This window comes from Blastomonas sp. CCH9-A1, assembly GCF_001557175.1.
Taxonomy (GTDB): domain Bacteria; phylum Pseudomonadota; class Alphaproteobacteria; order Sphingomonadales; family Sphingomonadaceae; genus Blastomonas; species Blastomonas delafieldii_A.
This window is the reverse complement of sequence record NZ_LSHM01000061.1, coordinates 22,281-28,887: the sequence shown is the minus strand read 5'-3', so window position 1 is coordinate 28,887 and position 6,607 is coordinate 22,281. Positions and strand designations below refer to the sequence as shown.

The following is a 6,607-nucleotide window of genomic DNA, read 5'->3' as shown; positions in this document are numbered from 1 at the left end:
CTTCATCTAAACCTACAATGTCAAAGATCTCACCGACAAAAACAGCGGACAACCAACCCTCCCCGTTCTTTCGTCCGGGGGATTGGACATCCGTATCTGTTGGCGACCGAGGAAACGTCAGTGCGTCCCCGCCGGTGGAGCGGCCTATATGGCGTGATTTGAGTCGGGTCAAACCCTTTTTGCAGATTTTTTTCAGACAGCAGAATTTTTCCGGCCCTCGCATGGGACCCGATCCGCGCTGTCTCGACTTCGAAGAATCACTTTCTGCAAGCTGGAGGCCGACGCTCACGTAAACCCATCTCGCCCGAAAAGGTTGCCAAAGCCCGTTTGCATCCGCGCAGATATTATGTCATTCGCTATGCCATAACAACATTGGCTTTGGGAGATGTCATGCAGGTCTTGAGAACGCCGGATGCGCGATTCGCCGCCATTCCCGATTTTCCCTTCGCAGCGCATTATGCCGAGATCGCCGACCCGACCGACGGCACCCGGCTTCGGGTGCATTATGTCGACGAAGGACCGCGTGAGGCTCCCGTCGTGCTGATGATGCATGGCGAGCCGAGCTGGTGCTATCTCTATCGCTTCATGATCGGCCCCGTGGCAGACGCCGGATATCGCGTTGTCGCGCCCGACCTGATCGGCTTCGGCAAGTCGGACAAGCTCGCGAAAAAGAGCGACTATAGCTATGCGCGCCATGTCGCGTGGATGCGGCGGTGGATCGAGAAGCTGGACCTGAAGAACATCACGCTCGCGTGTCAGGACTGGGGGTCGCTGATCGGCCTGCGGCTCGTCGCGGAAATGCCCGAGCGGTTCAACGGCGTGGTGCTTTCCAATGGCGGCCTGCCCGCTGGACAGGATGCGCCGCGCGCCTTTGCGATCTGGCGGGCGTTTTCCAAATACAGCCCGGTCTTCCCGATCGGCAAGATCATCGCCAGGGGCACGGCACGCGCTCTCTCCGATGCCGAGATCGCCGCCTATGACGCCCCCTTCCCCGATGGCAGCTACAAGGCGGGCGCGCGTATCTTCCCCAGTTTCGTGCCGCTGGGTCCGAATGTCGCGGTGCCCGACCAGCTCAAGGCCTGGGAGGTGCTCGACCGCTGGGAGAAACCCTTCCTGTGCTGCTTCAGCGACCGCGACCCCATCACCCGCGGCGGCGACGCGCTGTTCGTCGGCCGCGTGCCGGGGACGAAGGGGCAGAATCACTGCACGCTGAGCGGCAGCCACTTCATCCAAGAGGACGATCCGCAGGGTTTCGTGCGGTGCATATTGGATGTGGCGGGTCAGGCGAGGAGTTAGCCCTCGATCAGATCCAGATACGCGACCACATCATTGTCGGTCGCGATGAACAGGCCTTCCTGCACCTCCGCCGGTTCGAGCTCGGCCAGGCGCAGGGCTTCGGACAGCGGGCCGTAGAACAGGGTCAAGGCTGCGCCGCCTTCAGCTTCGCCGTCGAGATGATAGAGGCGGACGCTGACCTGGTCGGATGTCGAGCGCATCAACTCTGCTCCCGCTTGGCGCCATCGAGCAGCCGGCCTGCGCGCTCCTGCTCGCTCGTCTGGGCGAGGCGCTCTGCTTTGGTGCGGCCGAATTTGGCGCGGTTCGCGGCGGCGCTGGCCTCGTCCTGCTTGCGCTTTGCGGTCTTGCGTGCCTGGCGCAGGTTGATGATCTCGGCCATGATCAGCCCCCCTGTCCTGCATTTTCGGACATTTCGATGAAGTCACGCGCGAGGTCGCGTTCGGCGCGATCCTCGAAGGTTGCGTCGATGTCGGGAGCGTGGCCGAACAGGAACAGCATGCACCACAGCGCAAAGCGTTCGCCGGGCACCGTCGCCAGACCCAGATCGACCTGCATCCGCTCTATCGCCGCCGGCACCGCCTGCGGGGCGATGGCGGCGGGATCGCGGGTGCCGAAATAGCGTTCGAGCTGGTCTTCGAAGGTCATGCCGATGACCCTAAAGTGATTTCGAGTGAATTGAAACAATTCACGGCTCGGAAATCACGGCAGAACAAACACCTAAGCCCCATCGGGATCCTTGTGCAACCAGTCGGCATGACGCGGCGCCTTTTTGGTGCGGCTCCATTCGTCGAGCATCAGCGGCGCGACGCGCTTCAACTCCTCATAATGCTCGGGCTTGCCTATATTGCAGGCAAGCTCCACGCGGTGGCCATTGGGGTCGAAGAAATAGATCGAACGGAAGATGCCGTGAAAGGTCGGCCCCAGCACGTCGATGCCCAGCCCCTCGATATGCGCCTTGGCCGCGAGAAGCGCGTCCATGTCGGGCACTTCGAACGCGATATGCTGCACCCATTCGGGGGTGTTGGCATCGCGGCCCATTTCCGGCTGCTGCGGCAGCTCGAAAAAGGCGAGCACATTGCCGCCGCCGCAATCGAGGAACACGTGCATATAGGGGTCATAAGCCCCGGTCGACGGAACATGGTCTTCGGAAAAGGCGCTGGTATAGGTCATGCCCAGTACCTTCTCGTACCATTCGACCGTCTCTTTCGCGTCCTTGCAGCGATAGGCGACGTGATGGATGCGCGAGAGCGCGAAGGGCGCGGTCATTCCGCCGGTTCCTGCACCTTCAGCACGCCGCGGCGCAGCTGGTCTTCCTCGATCGACTTGAACAATGCGGTGAAATTGCCGTTGCCAAAGCCTTCATCCTTCTTGCGCTGGATGAACTCGAAGAACACCGGGCCGATCTGCGGCTGGCCGAAGATCTGGAGCAGCAGGCGCGGATCGTTGTTCTCGGTCGACCCGTCGAGCAGAATGCCACGCGCCTGCAGTTCCTCGACCGGCTCGCCATGGCCGGGAAGCCGCTCTTCCAGCGCCTCGTAATAGGTGGCGGGCGGCGGGCTCATCAGCGGCGCGCCCAGCGCCTTGATCCGGTCGAGACACGCGATCAGGTCGTCGCAGATGAACGCGATATGCTGGATGCCCTCGCCATTATAGGCGCGCAGGAATTCGTCGATCTGACCGCCGCCCTTCGCGCCTTCCTCGTTCAATGGAATGCGGATGCGGCCATCGGGTGCGGTCATCGCGCGGCTGGTCAGGCCGGTATATTCGCCCTTGATGTCGAAGAAGCGGATCTCGCGGAAGTTGAACACGCGCTCGTAGAACTTCGCCCAATGGTCCATGCGGCCGCCATAGACATTGTGCGTGAGATGATCGATCATCTTGAAGCCCGCGCCAACGGGGAAGCGATCGACGTTCGGAAGATATTCGAAATCGATGTCATAGATCGACAGCGCATCGGGATTGTCGAGCGTGGCATAGCGGTCAATCAGATAGATGATCGCGCCGCCGATCCCGCGGATCGCAGGCAGGCGCAGCTCCATCGGGCCGGTCTTCGTTTCCACCGGCTCCGCGCCGCGTTCCAGCGCTTCCTTATAGGCATCGCGCGCGTTCCTGACGCGAAAGCCCATGCCGCAGGCCGACGGGCCATGTTCGGCGGCGAAATAGGCGGCGGGACTGGCGGGCTCGTAATTGGCGATCAGGTTGATATCGCCCTGCCGCCACAGATGCACGTCCTTGGAGCGGTGCTGGGCGATGCGGGTAAAGCCCATGGCCGTGAATACCGGCTCGAGCAGCCCCTTTTCGGGCGCGCAGAACTCGACGAATTCGAAGCCGTCCAGGCCCAGGGGATTTTCGAAAAGGTCAGCCATTGCCGCGCACTCCTGCAGGATTTCGTATTGTGCAGAAGATACCCACGCACCAAATTGGTGTCAAATGAAACCATCTGGTTGCGACAGACAGGCGCGCCGAAGCGGGTCCCGCAAGGCGGGTTGGATCACTGTGTATCGCGATTTTGGAAAATGGCGCGCCCGGAACGATTCGAACGTCCGACCCTCAGATTCGTAGTCTGATGCTCTATCCAGCTGAGCTACGGGCGCGTTGGAGGGCTGCCAATAGTCAGCGGTGATCAGCTTGGCAACACCTTTTTCTGCCATTTCGAAAAATCATGCCCGGACCGGTTGCAAGCCCAGCGATTGCGCGATGATGGCGAGCAGCGGAAGGTCGGCAGGCGGCATCGGCAACTGGTACAATTCGTCCACCGTCGCCCATCGCAAGGCGGTGGCGTGCAGTGCCTCCGGCTCTCCCACCCAGTTGCGACACCGGAACAGCAGCAGAATCAGGTGACGCTGGCCGAGCGAGGCGCTCGCAAAGGTCATCGGCTCGCAATCGTCTGGCGCAATCACGACGCCCAGTTCCTCGCCGAGCTCGCGCGCCAAGGCCTGTTCCGGCGTCTCGCCTGGCTCGAGCTTGCCGCCGGGGAACTCCCATAGCCCCGCCATCGCCGTGCCCTCGGGCCGCTGCTGCACCAGAATGCGGCCCTGGGTATCGAGCATGAGACCCGCCACAACGGGGAAGAGTGTCGGATAATTTTCCATCGGATCGGCGCGCCTTAACTTTTTGGTAAGTCGAATTTGCAAAATTGCGAGGGGGGCAGATGGGACCCCGGCCATTTCACGGAAGCACCATGCTGCACTTTCTGACTCTCTTGGCCAGATCAAAGCGCGGCGCAACCGCAATCGAATATGGCCTGATCGTGGCCCTTATCGGCATTACCATCATCGTTTCGATGAGCTCGATGGCCAGCAAGACCATCGGGATGTGGGATTTTGTCGAGGAGAAGATCGTCCCGAAGAAGCAGTGAGTGTCGGAATTTCAGACAGCACCGACCGCTCTTAGGAAAATGGAAAGCTTTTTGATCTAACCCCAAACCGTCCAATCGCAATTCGCCAGATCGGACGGGGAAGTGAAGACCTCGAACAGGAGACCTGACATGAAGACCATTCGCAATCTTTTCGCCGACAAGAAGGGCGCCACCGCCATCGAATACGGCCTGATCGCCGCTCTGATCGCCGTCGCCGCGATCACCGCCATGAGCTCGCTGGGTACCAACCTGTCGGGTACCTTCAACACCGTCAGCTCGAAGCTGACCACCCAGTCGGGCGGCGGAAGCACTGGTGGCAGCACCAGCACCGGAGGCTGAGCCCTGGCTCAATCGACAAGGGAGGGCGGCAGCAATGCCGCCCTTTTTTTTGTGCTCTCAATACGTGACGAGCTTGACCTTCTGCCCGGGCGCCAGCGCCGCATTTCCCGACAGGCCATTGAGTGCCAGGAACCGCTCGACCTTCAGATCGTCATAGGCCATGCGCGCCGCCAGCCGCTGCACGGTGTCGCCGCGCGCCACAGTGACCACCCGCACCCGCCGCGGCCTGATCTGCGCCGCCTCGGCGCCCGCCAGCCGCTGCACGCTCTGGAACATCGGCGCAAACACATCGGCGCGGCCAGCCGGGGTCAGCGCCACGAAATGATAGGCGCGGTTGTTGGCAAAGGCATAGGCGAACACCGTGACATCGACGAGTTGCCGGTTGGCATTGACGCGCGCGGTCGCATAGGCGGCGGGGATGCCGTTGACCGTCGTCCGCTGGATCTGCCCGTAATTGATTCGCTGATTGCTCCCGCCAAGCCCCGCAAAGGCCTGATCGACATAGCGCGAAAGGTCGCCCGAATACTGGCCCAGCGTGAACTGCGCCTGAGCAGATTGGCCGTTGATCGTCACCGCGCTTGTGCCGTTCTGCATGGCAAAGCCCTGCGGCACGGCGAACTTCAGCCCAAGTTCGGGATGCAGGAACTCACGGCCCTGCACAACACCCTGTTTCGGGTCGTCGCCATAGAGCAGCCCGTCGAGCCGGGTGAGGAACACGTCGCGATTGCGCGTGCTGCCGCTGAACTTCTGCGCCACCGTAGCCGCGCGGTTCACACGGCGCGCCGGATCGGGATGGGTGCTGGCCCATTCGGGCACCGAACGGGCATCGCCGCCCTGCGAACGCACGTCGATCGCCTGCTGCGCCGCGAGCGAAGCTAGCATCGAAGACAATGCCTGCGGATCATAGCCCGCCTGGGCCAGATAGCGCACGCCGAGATCATCGGCCTCCTCTTCCTGCTTGCGCGAATATTTGAGCGTCAGCAGCTGCGATCCGGTGCCGAATATCTGCTGGCCGATTTGGCCCGCGGCGCCATCGCCGAGCAGCACCGCAGCGCCGATTTGCCCCAGCAGGCCGATAATGCTGTTGCGCTGCGCCGCCTTCTGGCGTTTTTCGGAATGGCGCGCGGCGACATGGCCTACTTCATGGCCCAGAACCCCGGCCAGCTCGGCCTCGTCGTTCATCAGCGCCATCAGCTGGCGGGTCACATAGACATAGCCGCCGGGAATTGCGAAGGCGTTGTTCACCGGGCTGTTGAGCAGGGTAACCGTGAAATCGTCGCGGGCATTGCCGAGACCCGACTGCACGGCGATGCCCTTGCCCACCTGCACGACATAGCTGGTCTGCGGGACCTGATAGGCGCCGCCGAATTCCTCGAGCAGCTTGGGGTGCACTTCGGCACCCTGGCGCTTTTCCTGCGCGGTGATCGCCTGGGCCTGCATCGCCAGCGCTTCCGCCCGGGGCGCGACGGACTGGCCGATGAGCGCGATGGTGCCAGCACCAGCCGCCGCCATGATTGCCAGATGCTTGAACCGTGCCGCCATATTGCTCTCCCTTATCGTCTCCGGCCATGCCAGTTGATGCGCATCATGCCGCCAGGCACGCGCAGGATCAAA

General features: G+C 62.1%; 10 protein-coding genes and 1 tRNA gene. 3 read left to right on the top strand and 8 right to left on the bottom strand.

Going from position 1 to position 6,607, the window contains the following annotated elements:
* Positions 1 to 390 precede the first annotated feature (390 nt).
* On the top strand, positions 391 to 1,296 hold the full coding sequence (locus AX725_RS16585) for a haloalkane dehalogenase (RefSeq protein ID WP_066114719.1): 906 nt from the start codon (positions 391 to 393) through the stop codon (positions 1,294 to 1,296).
* Here the strand turns inward: AX725_RS16585 and AX725_RS16580 are convergent.
* From AX725_RS16580 to AX725_RS16550, 7 genes are all read right to left on the bottom strand, one after another.
* Positions 1,293 to 1,496, bottom strand: coding sequence for a hypothetical protein (locus tag AX725_RS16580; RefSeq protein WP_066044322.1), 204 nt, complete (start codon positions 1,494 to 1,496; stop codon positions 1,293 to 1,295). The genes AX725_RS16585 and AX725_RS16580 overlap by 4 nt on opposite strands.
* Positions 1,496 to 1,675: a DUF4169 family protein gene (locus tag AX725_RS16575; RefSeq protein ID WP_066044320.1), complete on the bottom strand. Its 180-nt coding sequence runs from the start codon at positions 1,673 to 1,675 to the stop codon at positions 1,496 to 1,498. The genes AX725_RS16580 and AX725_RS16575 overlap by 1 nt, the downstream gene beginning before the upstream one ends.
* A 2-nt stretch (positions 1,676 to 1,677) precedes the next feature.
* The gene (locus AX725_RS16570) at positions 1,678 to 1,941 is read right to left on the bottom strand and encodes a hypothetical protein (RefSeq protein WP_066044318.1); all 264 of its coding nucleotides are present in this window, start codon (positions 1,939 to 1,941) and stop codon (positions 1,678 to 1,680) included.
* Between the two features lie 72 nt (positions 1,942 to 2,013).
* On the bottom strand, positions 2,014 to 2,562 hold the full coding sequence (locus tag AX725_RS16565; protein WP_066044316.1) for a VOC family protein: 549 nt from the start codon (positions 2,560 to 2,562) through the stop codon (positions 2,014 to 2,016).
* Positions 2,559 to 3,662, bottom strand: coding sequence for a 4-hydroxyphenylpyruvate dioxygenase (hppD, locus tag AX725_RS16560; RefSeq protein WP_066044313.1), 1,104 nt, complete (start codon positions 3,660 to 3,662; stop codon positions 2,559 to 2,561). The genes AX725_RS16565 and hppD overlap by 4 nt, the downstream gene beginning before the upstream one ends.
* A gap of 151 nt (positions 3,663 to 3,813) precedes the next feature.
* Positions 3,814 to 3,890: transfer RNA gene (locus AX725_RS16555), tRNA-Arg, on the bottom strand.
* Between the two features lie 66 nt (positions 3,891 to 3,956).
* A complete protein-coding gene (locus AX725_RS16550; RefSeq protein ID WP_060977009.1) occupies positions 3,957 to 4,388 on the bottom strand; it encodes a (deoxy)nucleoside triphosphate pyrophosphohydrolase in 432 nt (143 codons plus the stop codon).
* 89 nt (positions 4,389 to 4,477) lie between these two features.
* On the opposite strand from AX725_RS16550, the gene AX725_RS20650 reads away from it, so the two are divergent.
* On the top strand, positions 4,478 to 4,654 hold the full coding sequence (locus AX725_RS20650) for a Flp family type IVb pilin (protein WP_081097176.1): 177 nt from the start codon (positions 4,478 to 4,480) through the stop codon (positions 4,652 to 4,654).
* A 129-nt stretch (positions 4,655 to 4,783) separates the two neighbouring features.
* Positions 4,784 to 4,993 carry a Flp family type IVb pilin gene (locus tag AX725_RS16545; RefSeq protein WP_066114718.1) on the top strand — a complete coding sequence of 70 codons (210 nt, stop codon included), beginning with the start codon at positions 4,784 to 4,786 and terminating at the stop codon, positions 4,991 to 4,993.
* A 57-nt stretch (positions 4,994 to 5,050) separates the two neighbouring features.
* Here the strand turns inward: AX725_RS16545 and AX725_RS16540 are convergent, their stop codons facing one another.
* Complete coding sequence (locus AX725_RS16540; protein WP_060977007.1) at positions 5,051 to 6,535, bottom strand: M48 family metalloprotease; 1,485 nt, start codon at positions 6,533 to 6,535, stop codon at positions 5,051 to 5,053.
* Positions 6,536 to 6,607: the final 72 nt, after the last annotated feature.

Coding starts and splice junctions, on each gene's coding strand:
- AX725_RS16585 (WP_066114719.1), top strand. CDS start 391: ATGCAGGTCTTGAGAACGCCGGATGCGCGATTCGCCGCCATTCCCGAT.
- AX725_RS16580 (WP_066044322.1), bottom strand. CDS start 1,496: ATGCGCTCGACATCCGACCAGGTCAGCGTCCGCCTCTATCATCTCGAC.
- AX725_RS16575 (WP_066044320.1), bottom strand. CDS start 1,675: ATGGCCGAGATCATCAACCTGCGCCAGGCACGCAAGACCGCAAAGCGC.
- AX725_RS16570 (WP_066044318.1), bottom strand. CDS start 1,941: ATGACCTTCGAAGACCAGCTCGAACGCTATTTCGGCACCCGCGATCCC.
- AX725_RS16565 (WP_066044316.1), bottom strand. CDS start 2,562: ATGACCGCGCCCTTCGCGCTCTCGCGCATCCATCACGTCGCCTATCGC.
- hppD (WP_066044313.1), bottom strand. CDS start 3,662: ATGGCTGACCTTTTCGAAAATCCCCTGGGCCTGGACGGCTTCGAATTC.
- AX725_RS16550 (WP_060977009.1), bottom strand. CDS start 4,388: ATGGAAAATTATCCGACACTCTTCCCCGTTGTGGCGGGTCTCATGCTC.
- AX725_RS20650 (WP_081097176.1), top strand. CDS start 4,478: ATGCTGCACTTTCTGACTCTCTTGGCCAGATCAAAGCGCGGCGCAACC.
- AX725_RS16545 (WP_066114718.1), top strand. CDS start 4,784: ATGAAGACCATTCGCAATCTTTTCGCCGACAAGAAGGGCGCCACCGCC.
- AX725_RS16540 (WP_060977007.1), bottom strand. CDS start 6,535: ATGGCGGCACGGTTCAAGCATCTGGCAATCATGGCGGCGGCTGGTGCT.